Origin of the sequence: Paenibacillus sp. JQZ6Y-1, from assembly GCF_040719145.1 — a bacterium.
Classification (GTDB): domain Bacteria; phylum Bacillota; class Bacilli; order Paenibacillales; family Paenibacillaceae; genus Saccharibacillus; species Saccharibacillus kandeliae.
Genome location: NZ_JBFDUZ010000001.1, coordinates 1,660,945 through 1,680,444 on the forward strand (window position 1 = coordinate 1,660,945; position 19,500 = coordinate 1,680,444).

At 47.2% G+C, this 19,500-nt stretch carries 14 protein-coding genes and 3 pseudogenes; 14 read left to right on the forward strand and 3 right to left on the reverse strand.

Annotated elements, in window-relative coordinates:
* Nucleotides 1-258 precede the first annotated feature (258 nt).
* The 7 genes from ABXR35_RS07270 to ABXR35_RS07300 all read left to right on the forward strand — a co-directional run bounded on the left by ABXR35_RS07270 (nt 259) and on the right by ABXR35_RS07300 (nt 8,391).
* On the forward strand, nt 259-1,242 hold the full coding sequence (locus ABXR35_RS07270) for a LacI family DNA-binding transcriptional regulator (RefSeq protein WP_367057511.1): 984 nt from the start codon (nt 259-261) through the stop codon (nt 1,240-1,242).
* Nucleotides 1,243-1,391: 149 nt separating this feature from the next.
* Nucleotides 1,392-2,294: a ribokinase gene (rbsK, locus tag ABXR35_RS07275; protein WP_367057513.1), complete on the forward strand. Its 903-nt coding sequence runs from the start codon at nt 1,392-1,394 to the stop codon at nt 2,292-2,294.
* Nucleotides 2,291-2,689, forward strand: a complete 399-nt coding sequence (gene rbsD, locus ABXR35_RS07280) for a D-ribose pyranase (RefSeq protein WP_367057516.1) — start codon at nt 2,291-2,293, stop codon at nt 2,687-2,689. Before rbsK ends, rbsD begins: the two co-directional genes overlap by 4 nt.
* Before the next feature lie 558 nt (nt 2,690-3,247).
* Nucleotides 3,248-4,729: a sugar ABC transporter ATP-binding protein gene (locus tag ABXR35_RS07285; RefSeq protein WP_367057519.1), complete on the forward strand. Its 1,482-nt coding sequence runs from the start codon at nt 3,248-3,250 to the stop codon at nt 4,727-4,729.
* Between the two features lie 2 nt (nt 4,730-4,731).
* Nucleotides 4,732-5,697: a ribose ABC transporter permease RbsC gene (gene rbsC, locus ABXR35_RS07290; protein ID WP_367057522.1), complete on the forward strand. Its 966-nt coding sequence runs from the start codon at nt 4,732-4,734 to the stop codon at nt 5,695-5,697.
* A 204-nt stretch (nt 5,698-5,901) separates the two neighbouring features.
* Nucleotides 5,902-6,834 (forward strand): ribose ABC transporter substrate-binding protein RbsB, encoded by a 933-nt coding sequence (rbsB, locus tag ABXR35_RS07295; RefSeq protein WP_367057525.1) that lies wholly within the window; start codon nt 5,902-5,904, stop codon nt 6,832-6,834.
* A gap of 453 nt (nt 6,835-7,287) precedes the next feature.
* Complete coding sequence (locus ABXR35_RS07300) at nt 7,288-8,391, forward strand: SLAC1 family transporter (protein ID WP_367057528.1); 1,104 nt, start codon at nt 7,288-7,290, stop codon at nt 8,389-8,391.
* Nucleotides 8,392-8,646: 255 nt separating this feature from the next.
* On the opposite strand, the gene ABXR35_RS07305 is transcribed toward ABXR35_RS07300, so the two are convergent.
* Complete coding sequence (locus ABXR35_RS07305) at nt 8,647-9,192, reverse strand: MerR family transcriptional regulator (protein ID WP_367057531.1); 546 nt, start codon at nt 9,190-9,192, stop codon at nt 8,647-8,649.
* A 417-nt stretch (nt 9,193-9,609) separates the two neighbouring features.
* Here ABXR35_RS07305 and ABXR35_RS24055 point away from each other — a divergent pair.
* Nucleotides 9,610-10,164: pseudogene (locus ABXR35_RS24055) on the forward strand (SDR family NAD(P)-dependent oxidoreductase); the annotation flags it as partial.
* A gap of 625 nt (nt 10,165-10,789) precedes the next feature.
* Here ABXR35_RS24055 and ABXR35_RS07315 read toward each other — a convergent pair.
* Nucleotides 10,790-12,256: a glycoside hydrolase family 1 protein gene (locus ABXR35_RS07315; RefSeq protein ID WP_367057537.1), complete on the reverse strand. Its 1,467-nt coding sequence runs from the start codon at nt 12,254-12,256 to the stop codon at nt 10,790-10,792.
* 353 nt (nt 12,257-12,609) lie between these two features.
* On the opposite strand from ABXR35_RS07315, the gene ABXR35_RS07320 reads away from it, so the two are divergent.
* The 4 genes and pseudogenes from ABXR35_RS07320 (at nt 12,610) to ABXR35_RS07335 (ending at nt 15,533) form a co-directional block, all read left to right on the forward strand.
* On the forward strand, nt 12,610-12,954 hold the full coding sequence (locus ABXR35_RS07320; RefSeq protein ID WP_367057540.1) for a hypothetical protein: 345 nt from the start codon (nt 12,610-12,612) through the stop codon (nt 12,952-12,954).
* Nucleotides 12,900-13,691, forward strand: a pseudogene (gene yidC / locus ABXR35_RS07325) (membrane protein insertase YidC); the annotation flags it as partial. The gene ABXR35_RS07320 and the pseudogene yidC, both read left to right, overlap by 55 nt.
* Nucleotides 13,692-14,211: 520 nt before the next feature.
* Nucleotides 14,212-14,844 carry a CidA/LrgA family holin-like protein gene (locus ABXR35_RS07330; RefSeq protein WP_367057543.1) on the forward strand — a complete coding sequence of 211 codons (633 nt, stop codon included), beginning with the start codon at nt 14,212-14,214 and terminating at the stop codon, nt 14,842-14,844.
* Nucleotides 14,841-15,533, forward strand: coding sequence for an LrgB family protein (locus tag ABXR35_RS07335; protein ID WP_436669349.1), 693 nt, complete (start codon nt 14,841-14,843; stop codon nt 15,531-15,533). The genes ABXR35_RS07330 and ABXR35_RS07335 overlap by 4 nt, the downstream gene beginning before the upstream one ends.
* A 177-nt stretch (nt 15,534-15,710) precedes the next feature.
* Here ABXR35_RS07335 and ABXR35_RS07340 read toward each other — a convergent pair.
* A pseudogene (locus ABXR35_RS07340) lies at nt 15,711-16,541 on the reverse strand (ZIP family metal transporter).
* 422 nt (nt 16,542-16,963) lie between these two features.
* Here ABXR35_RS07340 and ABXR35_RS07345 point away from each other — a divergent pair.
* Together ABXR35_RS07345 and cydB are read left to right on the forward strand one after the other, a co-directional pair.
* Entirely contained in the window at nt 16,964-18,379 is a 1,416-nt protein-coding gene (locus ABXR35_RS07345) for a cytochrome ubiquinol oxidase subunit I (RefSeq protein ID WP_367057548.1), read from the forward strand.
* Nucleotides 18,366-19,382, forward strand: a complete 1,017-nt coding sequence (cydB, locus tag ABXR35_RS07350) for a cytochrome d ubiquinol oxidase subunit II (RefSeq protein WP_367057551.1) — start codon at nt 18,366-18,368, stop codon at nt 19,380-19,382. The genes ABXR35_RS07345 and cydB overlap by 14 nt, the downstream gene beginning before the upstream one ends.
* The last annotated feature ends 118 nt before the right edge of the window (nt 19,383-19,500 follow it).

Here is a 19,500-nt window from a genome sequence, read left to right on the forward strand (position 1 = left end):
CTTCATTTGCAATAGAACTGCTTAGCTGAATTTCGATAAGAATCAGCAAGATTCAATAGCAATGGCATGATCCCCTTTAGGTAATCAGCGCACACTTCAAGATGCGATGAAGTGTGCGCTGATTACCTAAAGGGGAATTTTTGATTGTGGGCTGGTGATTTTCTAGTTCCTTTACATTTCTATAAACAAAAAGGTTGTCAAAAAAATAGTCCTGTGTTATTTTATTTCTGTAACCGGTTACACATCGAGGTGAATTGAGTGACGACGATTAAGGATGTAGCAAAACATGCCGGGGTATCGGTTGCGACTGTATCCCGTGTAATCAACGAAACCGGATATGTACATGAAGATACGCGGCGCAAGGTGGAAGAAGCCGTGCGTGCGCTCAACTATACGCCGAACGAAGTGGCGCGTTCGCTCTATAAGCGCAAATCACGATTGATCGGTTTGCTGCTACCCGATATTACGAATCCCTATTTTCCACAGCTAGCACGTGGAGTGGAGGATCGGATGCAGGAAAGTGGGCTGCGGCTGATTTTTGGCAATAGCGACGAGAGTAAGGAAAAGGAGCAGGATTATATCCAGACCTTTGTCCGCAACAATGTGGTTGGGTTAATCTCGTCAACCAACTATCCGGGCAGCTCAACGTATCGGAATCTGTCCATTCCAGTCGTATTTCTGGATCGTATCGCTAGCGATAGTCCTTCGGTCTATGCCGATGGACGAGAGGGCGGAAGATTGGCAGCGCGAGCAATCGTAGAGCGTGGTAGCAGCAGCATTACCATTTTACAAGGACCGGAGCATATTCGAACGGCACAGGATCGTTTTCAAGGTGCGGCGGAGGTGCTGAGCGATATGGGCATGGATTATGATGTGGTGCGTACCGGCTCATTCTCATTTGATGAGGCAGAACAATGGGCGCGCGAGCTGTTCCGTCAGTTTCCCGATACGGATGGGGTAATTGCCAGTAACGATATTACCGCTACTGCCGTACTGCATGAAGCGATGCGACTGGGGAAAAAGGTACCGGAAGATGTGCAGGTTGTCGGATTCGATGATATTCCGTTTAGCAGCTTGCTATCGCCTGCCTTATCAACCATTCGCCAGCCCGCCTACGATATGGGACGTGCCGCAGCCGAACTGCTGATCTCCTTAATCGAAGGCGATACCGTAATTCAAAAAAATATTCAGATGCCTGTGCAATTTATTGAGCGGCAAACGACAAGGGCATTGTCAGACTAACACTTCAGCGATAAACCGAATCATGATACATCTTCCAACGCAGGCTACAGTCAGAATGATCATATGGCTCGACCTACATCATGGTAGCTTGCCAAGACTTATATAAAAGCTTCTTGCATAACACACATAACAAGAAATGAGGTAATTCCATGACAACATCTCCAGCAAAACAAGCAAAAGTCTGCGTTGTGGGCAGCTGCTCGATGGATCTGGTTGTTTCTTCATCCAAGCGCCCAGTAGCCGGTGAAACGGTACTTGGTGAAAGCTTCAAAACCGTTCCCGGTGGCAAAGGTGCCAATCAAGCCGTAGCCGCAGCCCGTCTCGGAGCCGACGTAACGATGATCGGTCGTGTAGGTGATGATCATCTAGGCGAAACGATTTTGAATAACTTTACAGAAAATCATGTGAATGTAGAATATGTGAAACCGGTTACACATATGGAGAGCGGCACTGCGCATATTATTCTTGCCGAAGGCGACAACAGTATTATTGTCGTCAAAGCGGCGAATGATCAAGTAACCCCTGACTATGTACAGCAAGCCGCTGACGTGATCCGCCAGTCGGACATCGTATTGATCCAGCAAGAGATTCCGCAGGAAACGATTATGGAGGTCAGCCGCATTTGCGCCGAAGCTCAAGTTCCTTTGCTGCTCAATCCTGCACCTGCACGTCAGGTGGAAGCGGAGGTTCTAGAACATATCGCTTATATCACACCGAACGAGCATGAAGCCGCTATTGTATTTGAAGGAACAGAGCTAAAAGATGCGCTGCGCCAGTATGCCAACCGACTGATCATTACCGAAGGCAGCAACGGTGTAAGGTATTACGATGGAGAGCAGGAAGTAGTCGTGCCGACATACAAAGTCGAAGCCGTTGATACAACAGGCGCAGGTGATACGTTTAACGCAGCGCTTGGCGTTGCACTAGCAGAAGGTCAATCGTTGGCAGATAGCTTGAAATTCGCCAACCGTGCTGCATCGCTGTCCGTTACCAAATTCGGCGCGCAAGGCGGCATGCCAACTCGTGCAGAAGTGGAGGCTGCTCTGTCATGAAAAAGAACGGCATCCTGAATAGTCATATTGCTAAAGTGCTTGCCGATCTGGGACACACCGATTATATCGCCATTGGCGATATCGGTCTCCCGATCCCAGACGGCGTTCCCAAAATCGACCTAGCGCTCACGTACGGCGTCCCTAGCTTTCACGATGTGGTCGAAGCGATCGCCGCTGACATGCAAATCGAAAAAGTTGTAATCGCTTCCGAAATGGCGGACCATAACAAATCCACCCATCGCTATATGACCAGCCGCTTCGCAGACATCGAGCTACAACATTGCAGTCACGAACATTTCAAACAGCTAACTCAAAACGCTAAAGTCATCATCCGAACCGGCGAATCCAAACCCTACGCCAACTGCATCCTACAATCCGGTGTCTATTTTGGATAACAAATAAAGAAAACACACATTGTCAAATCACTATCTACAAACCTTTTTAAGATCAAAATCTATAACTACACTCTAAACCGAAAATCACCAAGCCATAATAAAACAATTGCAATGAAATCAACTAACAACGCATTGTTATTAGAGTATCTAAAATAATTTCATCTGTAAACAAAGCAAAGACAAAAGCAAAAAACTCTTAATTACTCAAATCTTCCATCTCTAACACACTACCATCTTTCAAAACTGATACGAACCAACAAGATAGGGATGGATGCAGGAAAAGGTTGCGAGCATCGCGGAACGGCGGAAAGGAAATAAGGACAAAGGACGACCTACAATGTTTGCGATTTTCAAACACGAGGTTCAAGGAATGGTGATTTTTGCGAAGCAAAATATCTTACTACTTTGGAGCATGGGAATCTACATATGATCCCATTTCCTAGATTCCTGTGTTCCATCGTAGGACGTATCTTTATTCCTTTCCAAAGTGAATGACGATGCCCCCGCACCATTTCCATTGCACCAACCCATCCATCCCAACAATGAGGAGGTCACCACATGCACATCCAAATGACCAATATCCACAAAGCCTTCGGCACCAATCAGGTACTGAGCGGCGTGGATTTCGAACTGCGCGAAGGCGAAGTTCATGCGTTGATGGGCGAGAACGGTGCTGGCAAATCGACGCTGATGAACATTCTCGTCGGCTTGCATGCCCGCGACGAAGGCACCATCACCATTGACGATAAGGAAACATATTACACCAATCCCAAACAAGCCGAGGAGCAGGGGATCGCGTTTATCCATCAAGAGCTGAACATATGGCCCGAAATGACCGTTCTGGAAAATCTATTTATCGGCAAGGAAGTCACCACCCCGATCGGCTGGCTCGATTCCCGCAAGATGAAAGCGTTAGCAAAAGAACAGTTTCGTCGTCTGGCAGTGCATTTGCCTTTGCAGCAGGAAGCTGGTCAATGCTCAGTCGGTCAACAGCAGATGATCGAGATCGCTAAGGCGCTGATGACCAATGCACGAATTATCATCATGGACGAACCCACTGCTGCCCTGACAGAACGCGAGATTCAGAAGCTGTTTGAAGTAATTCGCGCTCTGAAAAAGGAAGGCGTATCCATCGTATACATTTCGCACCGAATGGAGGAAATCTTTGCCCTGTGTGATCGCATCACGGTCATGCGTGACGGTAAAACCGTTGATACGCAGGACATTCCACATACAAGCTTTGACGATGTAGTGCGCAAAATGGTCGGACGCGAGCTAACCGAGCGTTATCCGACACGTCATCCGAAGCCGGGCGAATGGGTGCTGGAAGTGAACAACGCCAGCAAGCGCGGACAATTTGAAAATGTTAGCTTCAGCGTACGCTCTGGTGAGATTGTCGGCTTTTCTGGGCTGATGGGTGCTGGACGTACCGAGATTATGCGTGCCATTTTCGGACTAGAGTCGCTGGATAGCGGGGAGATCCGTGTCCATGGCAAAAAGGTTCATATTCGTCGTCCAGATGATGCCGTACGTCATGGCATCGGCTTTATTACCGAAGATCGGAAGGATGAAGGCTTGGTGCTCGACTTTTCCATCCGTGAGAATATGGCGCTGCCCAATCTGTTCAGCTTCACCTCAAAAGGATTCATTTCTGGTAAAAAAGAGCAGGAGTTTGTCGATACGCTTATCAAGCGGTTACAGGTCAAAACCCAATCATCGGAAACCCCAGCACGCAGTCTGTCTGGTGGGAATCAGCAAAAGGTAGTCATCGCCAAATGGATCGGTATCGGACCTAGTGTGCTGATTCTGGACGAGCCAACGCGCGGCGTCGATGTAGGCGCGAAGCGTGAAATTTACCAGCTGATGAATGAACTGACCGACCGTGGTGTAGCGATTATCATGGTATCGTCTGAATTGCCAGAGGTTCTCGGTATGAGCGACCGTATCATCGTGGTGCACGAGGGCAAATTGAGCGGTGAGTTACATCGCGAACAGGCAACACAGGAAAACATTATGACATTGGCAACAGGAGGACAATAATTATGCAAACGGCATCGCAAAGCAAGTCTCGCGCACTTAACGTTTCTGCTTTTACACAAAAACTCGGTCCGCTACTCGGTTTTATCATTCTCGTCGTCATCGTCTCTATATTGAATCCGGCGTTTCTGGAGCCGCTGAATATTTTGAATCTGCTGCGTCAGGTGGCGATTAATGCGCTGATCGCATTCGGTATGACCTTTGTTATTTTGACTGGCGGTATTGATCTGTCGGTCGGTTCTATTCTGGCATTGTCCAGTGCGTTTGTTGCCAACCTGATGTTGTCGGGCATGGATCCGATTCTGGCAATTATCGTGGGCTGTCTGGCAGGTGGTGTGATGGGGATGGTCAATGGTCTGATGGTGACCAAAGGCAAAATGGCACCCTTTATCGCTACACTGGCTACGATGACTGTGTTCCGCGGACTGACGCTTGTTTATACAAACGGGAATCCAATCACCGGATTGGGCGATAGCATGGCATTCCAGCTGTTTGGTCGCGGTTATTTCCTCGGTATTCCTGTGCCAGCGATTACGATGATTATTGCGTTTGCGATTCTATGGGTGATTTTGCATAAAACTGCCTTTGGTCGCAAAACCTATGCAATCGGTGGTAATGAAAAAGCCGCTATCGTTTCAGGGATTAAGGTAACGCGTGTGAAAATACTGATCTACTCACTCACTGGTGCACTTGCTGCGTTGGCAGGAGCGATTCTCACATCTCGACTAAATTCTGCACAACCAACCGCAGGTACATCGTATGAATTGGATGCCATTGCAGCGGTTGTGCTCGGTGGAACGAGTCTATCTGGTGGACGTGGACGCATCGTTGGTACACTGATCGGTGCGCTTATCATTGCTACTTTGAACAACGGTCTAAATCTGCTCGGCGTATCATCCTTTTACCAGATGGTTGTCAAAGGTGTCGTGATCGTCATCGCCGTTCTTATCGACCGCAAACGTTCAGCATAAGCAGATTGCATATCAAAATATTCTGCTGCGATCTAGCATAATGTGACGATTCACGATCTGTTCTGCATACGTGTATACCGCACATATAATCCATGATCCCATCCATATAAGATGCAAGCGAATCCCGAATACCTTATGCAGCCATTGTAGGGGCAGGATAAGATACCAACTGCAAGCAAGCCTAGTGAAAGAAGGGAACTATTTATGAATAAAGTGAAAATACTACTCGCCGCTATGTTAACCGCACTGCTGTTGGCAGGCTGTTCCATGCAGCCGCCGAATTGGGCGAAGCCGGAAAAGGCGACCAATACAGGCGAGATGACGATCGGGCTGTCTATCTCTACTTTGAACAATCCGTTCTTCGTCTCACTCAAAGATGGCGTGACCACAGAAGCGCAAAAGCTGGGCATCAAGGTCATTGTGGTGGATGCGCAAAATGATTCCGCTAAGCAAAGCAACGATGTCGACGATCTACTCCAGCAGGGAGTGGATGCGTTATTAATCAACCCAACCGATTCTGCGGCAATCTCGGCAGCAGTTCAATCCGCGAACGGTCTGGATATTCCGGTTATTACACTCGACCGTTCCGCAGATAAAGGTGACGTAAAGACACTCGTCGCTTCTGATAATGCCAAAGGCGGACGCATGGCAGCTGACTATCTGGTCAAACAGCTGGGCACAGGTGCTAAGATCATTGAACTGCAAGGTGTACCTGGCGCTTCCGCCACTCGTGAACGCGGTAAAGGATTCCATGAAGTCGCCGACAAGCAGCTGGATGTGATCGCTAGTCAGGCAGCCGACTTTGACCGCACCAAAGGATTGAATGTGATGGAAAATCTATTGCAGGCGAACCCAGATGTACAGGGCGTATTCGCACACAATGATGAGATGGCACTCGGCGCCATTGAAGCGATTGAGAGTGCAGGCAAGGACATTCCAGTCGTCGGCTTTGACGGTAACGAAGACGCTCTTACCTCGATCAAGGAAGGCAAACTCACAGCAACGGTTGCTCAGCAGCCAGACTTGATCGGACAAATGGCAGTCGATGCCGCACGCGACGTATTGCAGGGCAAAACGGTAGAAGCATCCATGCCAGCACCGCTCAAGCTGGTTACCCAAAATGGCGAGCAGCAATAATAAACAAATATCTACTAAAGCAGCAGGAAGCGGAAGTCAGATAGCAAATGAATCACACAAAGAAACGGCGATAGGGATGATCCTATCGCCGTTTTGGTCATCCTCCATATTCAGCTACTTCTTCGAGCCGCTTCAACTCCTACTCCATCGCATACAGTCGCATTCACAATTCAGACTCCTATTTGGCATGCTTTTGACATGATTAGAGTTCATCTTGGCAGAATTCAAGTTCATCTTATTCGACTTGGATTATGATGTATGGTGATGAGAATATGGAATGCTACTGCTCATAATTATCACCATAAAATGCACTGCTACCCTTCATGTTATGTTATAATTTTGAGTTAATACATCCTAAACGATACATTATTCATTGCAATCGGGTGAATCCGATTTGGATAGAGGCTGTAAACGGTGAAACGATACACTAAAAAATGCAAGGGAGCATGATGTATGTTTATGATTTTGCTGTTGAGCTGCATCATCATCGGCTTGATTGCACTTGGTAAAAAATTGCCTGCGGCACCGACAGCAGCAGGAAGTATGGTCATGGCACTTGGTATTTTTGTGCATGGCGTTTGGCAGCATATATCTGGTCAGCCACTCACCAGTCTGTCCGCACGTTTGCTGATCATTGGCATTGTACTGGTCTGGTTTTATGTACTGGCGAGCTATTTAACCTCGATTCGTCGCTCTACCTTTTATGAAGATCATGTGGCTCATCCGGTAGAACGCTTTGCGATTGGTACATGGGTGGCAGGCACGTCGGCGCTGCTCATTAATCTGTATACCGGATTTAATGCAGATTGGCTAAATGAAACCGTTCATATTATGGCGACGCTGAATCTGGGATTATGGCTCTTTTATATGGGCATTGTGGTTCAAGGGTGGTACAAGCTGGTAACGAATGCGCAGGCGCAACGAACTGATAGTGTTGTATTGCTGCCAGCCGTCGCTACGCAATCTATCGTGCTGATGTGTCATCAGGTATTTCAATTGCCTGTTGGCGTGTGGCTGAGCCGTAGCTTTATTATACTGGGCTTGCTCTGTTATGGAATTGGTCTTGTATTAATGGTGTGGCGCTATCGCCCAATGGGAGAGCGTAGTATACAGGATTGGAAAATCACCTACTGCATCACATACGGTAGTCTTGCGATTACTGGTGTCGCCATCAGCTTGACTGGCGCATGGAGCAGTGGGGTGAGTTACGGATTCTGGTGGGCAAGTCTGATCGTTCTCGTTATCGTCGAAAGTATAGAAGCTGTGCGAGCGATTCAGCGCATACGTGCATATGGATGGCGTACGGGTGTAGGACGGTATCATACGGCGCAATGGACACGTTTGTTCACACTCGGCATGTTCTATTTTCTGACGATGCAGACATCACAGGTGGCGGCTGGGCATCTATTAACGCAGGGTCTGCATACGATTATTTTGTCTGCGGGCACATGGGTCATTGGTATTTTATTACTGACAGAGCTGATCGTCTGGTTTCAAAAATCGTTTATGTATCATCCTCCTGTACCAGCTTCGACTGCCGAGCATACCCAAAGTTAAGCAGAGTGCAGAGGAAAAAGCAGTATAGCCAGCAAACGAAATATGACAGTAGCATGTAGATGCCACGTAGACAGCAATGGCATATACCAATATGAATAACTGAATCGAATAGCTCAAGCCGAATCCTATATCAAAAACGGAAATCTGTATCGATCACAGCGATCCGTAATATGATATGGCATTCGGCTTTTTGCTGTACATAGCTGTAACAACTCATATATGATGCAGATTTGCCAAGGAGCGGTTATTTTACTATTACTTGGATGGCAGTGAAGCTATACGCATGTGGAAGGCATCAAGACGCGAAGGCACCGCTGGTAATGTACAATCATCGACTTCATCTACATGCAGTGCATGTGATTCAGGGGACGTGTATGGATGCTCGATACTGCCAGCAAGAATTTTGGAATCAATAAAATCCAGAATGCTCAATAAGGAATCTACTTGCTGCTGGATTTGCTCGCGATGATGAAGCAAATGATCATATAGCTCCGGTGTACTGTGTAAGTTGCCATTGCTGCTTCCTAGGTGAATATACGGCTTCATTTCCTCCAGCGACATGCCCGTTTTTTTGAGACATTGGATCATTTTCATCTGGCGGATGCGATTACGATCGTAGATGCGGTGCCCGTTTGCTTTGCGAGTGGCAGCAGGTAGGATTCCTGTTTTTTCATAAAAGCGGATCGTATCCTCTGTCAATCCCGTCTGCCGAGCTGCTTCACCGATAGATACGGCGTCATTGGAAGGTGAATGATTGGAAGACTCGTTTGTATGTTGCGAGTCGGAAAGCTGGATCGTCATTATCATCACTCCTTGTGCTGTAGAATAGTGGTGCTTTGTATACTATTCATAGAGCGTCGTTGAATATGAATGGTATGGCTCTACCTATATAGAATACGTAGCTGTATCCAATCTTAGGTAAGATACATTGAATCAAACATTGAATCAAAATGAGCGTTAGAAACAGATCAACAAATATAAAGTATATGGTACACCTATATCTGTATTGTAGAACTTGGAGTTAACTCCAAGTCAACCCCCGAACACGTATCTTCTATAGTTCGTTTTATCTTTTTCATACCATTATCGTTTTTCTTGCTTGACCTGGTGTCGACTTCAGGTTGTACGCTGAATTTCTATCATGATGAGTGATCTACTTGATAAGCGCACCATTTAGAGGAGGAAGATGTTATGAACATTGATGTACCAACGACTGCCATGAACAATAGGAACAATCATAGCCTCACACCATCGGTTGCACTCGTCAGTGGCGCTAACAGCGGCATTGGTTTGGAGCTAACACGCTTGTTATTGAGCAAGGGCTACGAGGTAATTGCTTTGAATCGCTCTGACTTTGAGTCTACGAATGACAATCAGTCTATTCATCAAGCGTTCCAGCAGGGCAGACTGCGGATGTATCGTGCTGATTTGACGGATTTTCAGCAGCTGCGAGCTGCGTTGGAACAGATCAAGCAACAGGAACAGCGTATTGATATTCTATTTAACAACGCAGGCAATAGTCTGTCCCAATTGAAGCTGTCGCCGCAAGGAAGAGAATTGCATTTTGAATTGATGACGGTTGTACCCTATATTATCACGATGGAATTGCTGCCCTTACTGGCAGCAGAGCAGGGAGGAACGGTCATTCAGACTTCATCTGCCGCTTTTGATTATTTAAAATCATTTGAAGTGGATAAGCTGGATCATCCGTCTACCTTCCGCAAGCTTATCGGTCCGTATGCGTCTTCCAAGCTGGCATTGACCCTATGGGCACAAGCGGCAGCGCCTTCCTTACTACAGCAAAATATCAGAATCCGCAGTGTGGACCCTGGTGGCAACAATACATTACGTAAAAACAAACCGAGCGGATTGCCATTGCCGGTACGCATTCTAATGCAGTGGTTTATGGCACACCCATCCACAGGAGCAGGCAGATTGTATAACGGAGCAGTCGGCGACTATCGAGAACAAACGGGCATTTTACTGAAAAAAGACAAACCGGCAGAACCTCGCTTCGCCGAACAAGCGGAGGCAGTATGGAAGAAAGTTGATCATATTTATCGTGAGGAATACTTGGCAATGCCACAACCCACTCCTATACTTTGAGAGCATGAGCATGAGCATGAGCATGAGCATGAGCATGAGCATGAGCATGAGCATGAGCATGAGCATGAGCATGAGCATGAGCATGAGCATGAGCATGAGCATGAGCGAGAACAGGCGACAGTGCCGGATGGACCGGTGCTGTCGCCTGTTTCGGATGGTTGATGATTTATTTGGAGCCGAACGTTCCGTCATCCCCAATCGGGAGCGTCCAGCATCAAACCTTGGAACGGGTATTATCTAATATGCAATGTAGTACTAAATGTTGTTGATTGTATAATAGTTATTGCCAATTTTACAGCTCTTCGCCGTTGGTTGCGATCACGTTTTGATACCAAGCGAACGAATCCTTTTTGGAGCGTGCTAGTGTACCATTGCCGTCGTCATCCTGATCGACATAGATGAAGCCATAACGTTTGGACATTTCGGAGGTGGACATACTCACGAGGTCAATGGGACCCCATGCGGTATAACCCATCAGCTCTACGCCATCGCGAACCGCTTCTTTCATCTGCTCAATATGCTTGCGCAGATATTGGATACGGTACGGATCATGGATGGAGCCGTCTGCTTCTACTTTGTCATAAGCACCGAGACCATTTTCCACGATAAACAGTGGCTTTTGGTAACGGTCATACATAGCGTTCAGTGTCACGCGCAGACCGATAGGGTCAATTTGCCAGCCCCAGTCGGATGATTCCAGATGCGGATTCACAACGCTACCGGCTACAAGGTTGCCGACGCCTTCCTCACCGGTTGGATGTTCTGCTACAGTGATTGTCATATAGTAACTGAAGGAGATGTAATCTACAGTGTACTGCTTGAGCAGCTCATCGTCGCCTTCTTCTTTTTGCAGTACGATATTATTTTCTTCAAAATAACGATCCATGAATTTTGGATATTCGCCGCGTGCGTGCACATCGGTAAAGAACAGGTTCATCTGGTTGGCAAGCTGTGCTTTACGAATATCTTCTGGATTACAGCTGTTCGGGTACGTTTCCATACGAGCCAGCATACAGCCGATTTGTGCATCTGGAATGATCTCGTGACACAGCTTGGTTGCAATGGAGCTGGCAACAAATTGATGGTGAAGCGCTTGATACATGCCCTGCAATTTGTTATCCAGACGATCTACGACTACACCACCACCCGTAAAGGCACTGATCGTGATCACATTGATCTCGTTAAAGGTCAGCCAGTATTTCACTTTGTCTTTGTAGCGTTTGAATACTGTCTCGGCATAGCGTGCGTAGTGATCGACCACTTCGCGGCTTACCCAGCCGTTATATTTTTGCGTTAGACCCAGTGGTGTCTCGTAGTGAGACAGCGTTACGAGTGGCTGAATGCCATGCTTAAGCAGCTCATCGAATACGTTATCGTAGAATTGCAGACCTTCTTCATTTGGCTGCTCATCGTAACCGTTCGGGAAGATGCGCGCCCAGTGAAGGGACATACGGAATACTTTGAAGCCCAGCTCGGCGAACAGTGCAATATCTTCTTTGTAACGATGATAAAAGTCGATACCATCACGTTTCGGGAAACGAGCTTCAAACGAGCCGTTCAGAATATCTTCAATACGTTGGGAAGTGATTTCCATCGCATGCGACATGTCTTTGCTACGTTGGTCTTTAGGAATATAAGCGATCATATCGGCACTGGACAGACCTTTGCCGCCTTCGTTATAGCCGCCTTCCAGTTGGTTGGCTGCGGTTGCGCCACCCCAGAGGAAGTTTTTTGGAAAACCTTTTGGTGCCATATTCATAACCTCTTTCTACGTATGATCGGGATGAACTGCTGAAACGAAAAAAAACCTAAACCGGAACAAAAGCAGCATTTTCATGCCGGTTTCGTTGCCAATTTAGGTTTTGCCTGCATCACCAGTAACAATCCTGTGTTATGTTTTGCCTGTTTCATGTTCATTGTATACGATGATAATAACGTTTTCAAGTTTTTCGATATGGAAAAGGTTCGTTCACAAGATTGCCGCCGATCCTGTCGAAAGATGTCTACTGCAAATGATGTAAATAGTGTTATAATAAATACAGTCATCCGGGTAACGTTAGGTTGAAGCAGTGTATACCGTTACGTTATCTGAGGATAAAGGAGGTGAATCCCTTGCAGGACTTTCAAGATTGGTTACCCTATATCATGTCGTTGATGCTGATTATCGTGCTGACCTGTTCCCTGATTTTCCATCTGTATTATCATGTGACCCGGTTCTGGATGATCGGCAGCCGCGACGAAGATCATCATTTCTTTCCGCTGATCCTGTCCATTACGAGCCATCCGGCACCACTGCGCTTATCGCGCATGATCCGCCGGAAGGAAGCGCCAGACGATGATAATTCAGACTGTGTTTCCTTGTTGACCTCATCCATTATGAATGATCAACAAGGAGGAATAACATGGAAGTTTTCAAGGGGTTCACAATCGGTAAAAGAGGCCGTCTATACGGTCTGATAATTATGGCATTGATGGTGCTGCTGTTATCGGGATGCAGCAACAATGTAAGCACCATTGACTCGGCGACACCGGGATTTTTTAACCATTACGTCGTCTATCCGCTGTCCTACAGCATGCAGCATATCGCAGGCTGGTTTGGCGGTAGTTATGGCATGGCGATTATCGTGCTAACCTTAATCGTACGTCTTGTTCTGCTGCCGTTAATGATGCGTCAAGCCAAGTCGCAGCAGGGCATGAAGAAGATCATGAGCAAAATGCAGCCAGAGCTGGACGCATTGAAGCAGAAGTACGGTGACAAAAAAGACGCTGCACAGCAGCAAAAGATGCAGCAGGAAATGATGGAGCTGTACAAAAAGCACAACTTTAATCCGCTAAATATCGGCTGTCTGCCGATTCTGATTCAATTACCGATTTTGTCGGGCATGTATACAGCGATCCGATTGACACCGGAGCTATCGACGCATTCCTTCCTATGGTTCAAGCTGGGACAGCCAGACTGGATCATGGCGATTATTGTAGCGGTATTGTATCTGTTCCAAGCGAAGATTTCGCAGAAAACGATGACGCCAGAGCAGCAAAAGCAAATGGCGATGATGGCATATATTTCGCCGATTATGATGGCATTTTTCTCCTTTAGCGCACCGGCAGCGATGCCGTTGTACTGGATGGTCAGCGGTACGTTCTTGATTTTACAAACACTGCTGTTCCAACGTATGTATCCGGTTGATGCGGCGCCAATCGCTGAAGCAGCAGAGGCAGTGATCGAAGAAGAATTTGGCAAACCGCAATCCAAACAATCGTCGAAATCATCTTCGATTTCCACTGAACCATCTGCTACGTCAACATCATCGAAACCAGCAGTGCAGCTAGCGAAAAGTGATGCGTCAGCTGCGCGTTCTGCAACAGCTACATCGTCAACCAACCTTAAACGCAAAAAGAACAAAAAGTCCTCAACTGTTCATAAACCTGCCAACCCAGCAAAATTATAATTTTGTTGTAGAAATGCAGTATTATAGCCTGTAGTATCAACACAGCAAACAGTGCTTTGAATTATCCTTTTCAAGCCATTTCCTACTCTGAGGAAATGGCTTTTTGTTGTATTGCAAAAGAATCGAAATAGAGCGCTTACCCAATTCGACAACAGAAATTTGTCTGTTTTGGTATGGAACGGCTATAAAATCTGGTAAGCTATAGGTATGGAAACAAATACAGATACAGAACCATCCTCAGATGGAGTGGAAGGGAAATGAGGCAATGAAGCTGTTCAAGATCATCATCCAGATTGCGCTGCTGTACGCATTCGCCTGGCTGGGCGGTATGATTCAACAGTGGCTGCATCTGTCGATCCCAGGTAGTATTCTTGGATTACTGCTGTTATTTGTGTTGTTATTATGCCGGGTCGTTCCGGTATCGTGGATTGAGACGGGCAGCAATACGCTGCTTTTTTATTTGCCGCTGTTTTTTGTGCCGGCAACGGTCGGTGTAGTCAACCATCTCGATCTGTTTGTCGGTAAAGGTCTGCTTCTGGTCGCTGTGGTGATCATAAGCACCGCGATCACCATCGTCATTGCCGGTCATGTCAGTCAATGGCTGGCGATTCGTATGGAAAAGAAAGCCGGTGTCCATACAGTCGAAGCATCAGAGACACCGTTAGAACCGGAATGGTCGCTGGATGCTTCTGGTGAACGCGTGATCCATTTGACGGAGGATGAGCATGCTAGCCATAGCCATGTCGATGAGCAGCAGCATTCATCTAACCGGATCGCAGATCCATCGCCCTCTTTGAATCCGCAACAGAAGCAGTCAGCAAATGCACCTGCAAGCACATCAGGCAGTAGCGGTAGGTCACCGGGACATGCTGTGTACAGAGAGAAGGGGAATCGCTGATGAATATTGTACTAGCTGTCGTTATTGTTGTACTGACGGTATTCATCTATGCGATGATGGCGATAATTTACAAAAAGTATCGTTTGCCTTTTCTCATGCCAGCCTTGACAGGAACGGCGGCGATTGTAATTCTGCTGGTGCTATTTCATGTGCCGTATTCGACCTATATGGTTGGCGGGCAATGGATTAACCAGCTGCTTGGACCGGGTGTGGTAGCACTTGCGTATCCATTATACAAGCAGCGCCAGCAATTGTTGAAAAACTGGCTGCCGATTGTTGGCGGATCGCTGGCAGGTGTATTTGCTGGTATGCTGAGCGGTATGCTTCTAGCACTGGTTTGTGGATTCAGCCGCAGCTTTATTTTGTCAGTCGTACCCAAATCGGTCACCACGCCGGTAGCCATTCAGATCGTTAATCATTTGGGCGGCGATTCGTCCCTGACCTCGGTATTCGTGATGATTGCCGGATTTACTGGAGCAGTGGCAGGCGTATACTTGCTGAAACTGTTCCGTATTCGGCATATGATTGGCAGTGGGATCGCTCTTGGTAGTGCTAGTCATGCGCTTGGTACCGCCAAGGCGCTAGAGATTGGCGAACGCGCCTCATCGATGAGTTCCATTGCGATGACCATTAGCGCAATTGTCGCTTCCATCATTGCGCCCCTGGTCGTTTGGCTTGTTTTTCATTAACAAATGAAGACCCTCTACACTGTCATGTGACAGCATAGAGGGTCTTTTGCATTTGGCAATGTGTGCAATTGTAATGGCACCAGTATTTACTATCAAATACCATCCACTGCTCATACAAACGGACGCGCATCTGTAACAATACAAGCACTATGAACTATCGTATATACAGCGTTTCGTCTAACCAAGCGCCACATCCAGAATCATCATAACAGTAAAGCCAATCATTAGACTCATAGATGCCAGATCCTTATTGCCATTTTCCTGTGATCCGGGTATCACTTCTTCAGCGACAACAAAGATCATCGCACCAGCGGCAAAGCAGAGCGCATACGGCAATAGGGGAGTGATCAATGTAACGGCAAGCACACCGACAACAGCTGCCATCGGCTCCACCATTCCAGATAGCTGACCGTAGAAGAATGCCTTGCGCCGACTCATGCCTTCCCCGCGAAGTGGCATGGAAACCGCCAATCCCTCAGGAAAGTTCTGAATTCCGATTCCGATAGCGAGTGCAATAGCGCCAGCAAGCGATTCGGTGGAGGTGCCATTGGCAACGGCGCCAAAGGCAACACCGACTGCCAATCCTTCTGGAATATTATGCAGCGTAATCGCAAAAACAAGCAATGTACTACGCCGCTTGTTGCCTGTACCCATCCCTTCCGGTCGGTGTCCATCGGTAGTAGGGTGCAGGGAAGGGTGTAAATGGGGAATGATTTTGTCAGCTGCCCACAAAAACAATCCACCAAGCATAAAGCCGATTGCTGCCGGAATCCAGCCGGGTAGCGAGCTGTCTCGTTCTGCCATTTCCAGTGCTGGAGCGATCAATGATCAGAAGCTAGCGGCAATCATCACTCCACCAGCAAAACCAAGCATACCGTCAAACACCTTTTGATTTAGCTTTTTCGAGGTGAATACGAGTGCGGCACCGAGCGCCGTCATGCCCCATGTAAATAACGTTGCGAGAAATGCCTGCATGATGGGGGGAATACCTTGAAACCACTCAATCATATGTAGGGTCACGCTCCTTCAGAGTAAGGTATGTGGATGGAAGCATGAATGTTGATATCTATCATGGATTAACCTCATCGCCTGTCTATCTACCATATGTAATGGAATATTTGTACATGTATAGCGGTGTCTGCGTAATCGGCTTTGATTTTCCAGTAGTCTCCATTTGTATTGTATTCTTCTAAATGTAAACGTGAACAAGCAGAAAGGGCAAGGAATTTTGTGATTTCGATCACTTTTTGTCACTTTTTGTTTTATTTTTAGATACTTTTAGTGATAAAAATCACAATCGGTCAGTAACTTTTTTTCTAAACTTGGAATAGCTTTTCGGGCGGGCTGCATAAAAGCGATTGTACATAGACGCAGCATAGCTCCAAATTAACCAATCATTATGAATAATCAGGGGAGAAAGGAAGATTCGTATGGATGTCATTATGTTATCACGCATTCAATACGCGCTCACAACCGTGTTTCACTTCTTCTTCGTGCCGGTATCGATTGGCCTTGTGCTACTCGTTGCCTTGCTGGAGACGATGTATGTTGTGACCAAAAACGAGCAGTACAAAGTATTAACCAAGTTCTGGGGAAAGTTATTTCTAATCAACTTTGCCGTTGGTGTGGTTACTGGGATTTTGCAGGAGTTTCAGTTCGGGATGAACTGGTCCAGCTATTCGCGTTTTGTCGGTGACGTATTCGGTGCGCCGCTGGCGGTCGAAGCATTGCTTGCCTTTTTTATGGAGTCGACCTTTATCGGGCTATGGGTATTTGGTTGGGATCGATTGTCGAAAAAGGTTCATCTGCTCTGTATCTGGCTGGTAACGCTCGGTACAACGCTATCAGCGTTCTGGATTCTGGCGGCGAACTCATTTATGCAGCATCCGGTTGGCTTTACGATTCAGAATGGACGTGCAGAGATGAATGACTTTCTGGCATTGCTGACCAATGGACAGCTGCTAGTGGAATTCCCGCATACTGTATTCGGTTCGTATCTGACAGGTGCCTTTCTCATGGCAGGTGTCAGTGCATACAAGCTGCTGCGTAAGCAGGATGTGCAGTTATTTAAAAAGACCTTCAAGCTCGGCATTATCGTCGGTCTGATCTCGTCGCTGGTTGTCGCATTCAGCGGTCATGATCAAGCAAAATATCTGGTACAAACGCAGCCGATGAAAATGGCGGCAGCGGAAGGCATCTGGGAAACAACACCAGAACAAGCACCGTGGATGCTATTTGGCGGTATAGATACAGACAATCACCGCAATTCCTATGAAATCAATTTCCCGCTGAAGGGTCTGCTCAGCTACCTGTCATATGGTACATTTACCGGTTCTGTGACGGGGATGAATGATCTGCAAGCACAATATGAGCAAACATATGGCGATGGACAATACATCCCGCCAGTAAAAACAACCTTTTGGAGCTTCCGCTTTATGGTAGCGGGCGGCGGTCTGCTGATCGTAATGTCGCTGATTGGCGCGTGGATGCTGCTCCGTCGCCGTACCGAACGTATGCCGAAGTGGTATTTGTGGGCGATGACATGGAGTATTGCGCTGCCGTTCCTTTCCAATACCACTGGCTGGCTGATGACAGAGATCGGACGACAGCCGTGGACGGTATTCGGACTGATGACAACAGCGGATAGCGTATCGCCCAATGTTAGCGCAGGTTCAGTGCTGTTCTCGATTATTACGTTTACGCTTATCTATTCTGTGCTGGGTGGCGTCATGGTCTATCTGTTCGTCAAAGTTATCAAACAAGGTCCGGTGGATGAGCAACCGCAAGACGACCATCTGCACAGCGATCCGTTTGAAATGGAGGGAATGAAGCATGCTGTCTCTTAATGAATTGTGGTTTGTGCTGATTGCGGTACTATTTGTTGGCTTCTTCTTTCTGGAAGGTTTTGATTTTGGCGTGGGCATGTCGACCATGTTCGTCGCTCGTAATGATAAGGAAAAGCGGTTGCTGATCAATTCTATCGGTCCGTTTTGGGATGGCAATGAGGTATGGCTCCTGACAGCGGGCGGTGCGATGTTTGCGGCATTTCCCAATTGGTATGCGACGCTGTTCAGCGGATTTTATCTGCCGTTTGTCGCGCTACTACTGGCATTGATTGCACGCGGGGTCGCATTTGAATTTCGCGGGAAGGTTGGGCATACCACTTGGACAAAGGTTTGGGATTGGTGTATTTTCCTAGGTAGTCTGCTGCCGCCGCTGCTGTTTGGCGTTGCCTTTTCCACGATGTTAAAAGGATTGCCGATTGATGGCGATATGCAGATGCGTGCTGGTTTCTTCGATGTGATCAATGTGTATTCGCTCGTAGCGGGTGTAACGACTGTGATGCTCTGCCTTGTGCATGGATTGATGTTCGCAGCGCTGCGCACGACAGGGGAGCTTCGCGAACGGTCGCATCGTCTGGCACAGCGCTTGCTCGTTCCACTAGCGGGATTGCTTGTGCTGGTAGCAGTATTGACGGCGCTGTATACCGACGCATTCCGTGTACGCGGTACGGCGCTGATCGTGATGGCAGTTGTTGGTTTTGTCGCTTTTGTACTGGCAGGTTATTTTATTCAGAAGCGTCGCGAGGGCTGGGCATTCGGTATGACAGGCGCATTGATTGCGCTGGCTATTTCCGGTGTGTTCGTCTCTTTATTCCCGCGCGTGATGGTGAGTTCATTAGGAGCGATGTATGATCTAACCGTGTACAATGCTTCATCCGGTGCATATTCACTGAAGGTGATGACGATTGTGGCGCTATCATTACTGCCATTTGTGCTAGGCTATCAGATTTGGAGCTATTTTGTATTCCATAAACGGTTGAACGAGAAGACACATTTGGAATATTAAATGTATAGAATGAGCAATGTCTGAAGCTTCTATATGCACGTAATGAGTATGGATACTGCAATGATGTATCTCCATATTCAGTAAGCAATACCTGTAACCAAAGGATGCAGCTACATGA